The organism is Pedobacter sp. MC2016-24 (assembly GCF_015223055.1).
In the GTDB taxonomy this organism is placed as follows: domain Bacteria; phylum Bacteroidota; class Bacteroidia; order Sphingobacteriales; family Sphingobacteriaceae; genus Pedobacter.
This window is the reverse complement of the sequence record NZ_JADFBX010000044.1, coordinates 1-849: the sequence shown is the minus strand read 5'-3', so window position 1 is coordinate 849 and position 849 is coordinate 1. Positions and strand designations below refer to the sequence as shown.

Annotated in this window: 1 protein-coding gene; it reads left to right on the top strand. The window is 44.5% G+C overall.

All coding sequences use genetic code 11. The features are described 5' to 3' along the window. Positions 1 to 849 (top strand): DUF11 domain-containing protein (locus tag IM797_RS28180; RefSeq protein WP_194130563.1); only part of this gene is annotated, 849 nt, incomplete at both ends.

Sequence of the window (849 nt, the reverse complement as noted above, 5' to 3'; positions counted from 1 at the left end):
CGTGACTCCGGAGGTTGAGAAACCAACAGAAGGTAAGATCACCGCGGTTAAAACGATTGTAGGTAATCCTGCTACCGTGAAGCCAGGTGATGTTTTGACTTACAACATTACCCTGACCAATAGTTTTGGTACAGCGAAAACTGGCGTTACCGCTAGCGATAATGTACCTGTAACTTTAACCAGCATCAATACAATCAGCAATGCCGGAACATTAACCGGTAATAAGATAGACTGGGCCGGTTTAACTGTTCCGGCCAATGGTACATTGGTGTTGAGCTTTAAAGCTACGGTTGTTGCTAACCTTCCGGTCGGAACCACGAGTATTAAAAACGTGGCTTCGATCATTGACCCGATTGATCCTACAGTACCGGTTACGCCAGAGGTTGAGAAACCAACCGAAGGGAAAATCACCGCGGTTAAAACGATTGTAGGTAATCCTTCAACAGTTAAACCAGGTGATGTTTTGACTTACAACATTACCCTGACCAATAGTTTTGGTACAGCGAAAACTGGCGTTACCGCTAGCGACAATGTACCTGCAACTTTAACCAGTATCAATACAATCAGCAATGCCGGAACATTAACCGGTAATAAAATAGACTGGGCCAGTTTAACTGTTCCAGCCAATGGTACATTGGTGTTGAGCTTTAAAGCTAGGGTTGTTGCTAACCTTCCGGTTGGAACCACGAGTATTAAAAACGTGGCTTCGATCATTGACCCGATTGATCCTACAGTACCAGTTACGCCAGAGGTTGAGAAACCAACCGAAGGGAAAATCACTGCAGTTAAAACGATTGTAGGTAATCCTGCTACCGTGAAGCCAGGTGATGTACTGACTTACAACATTAC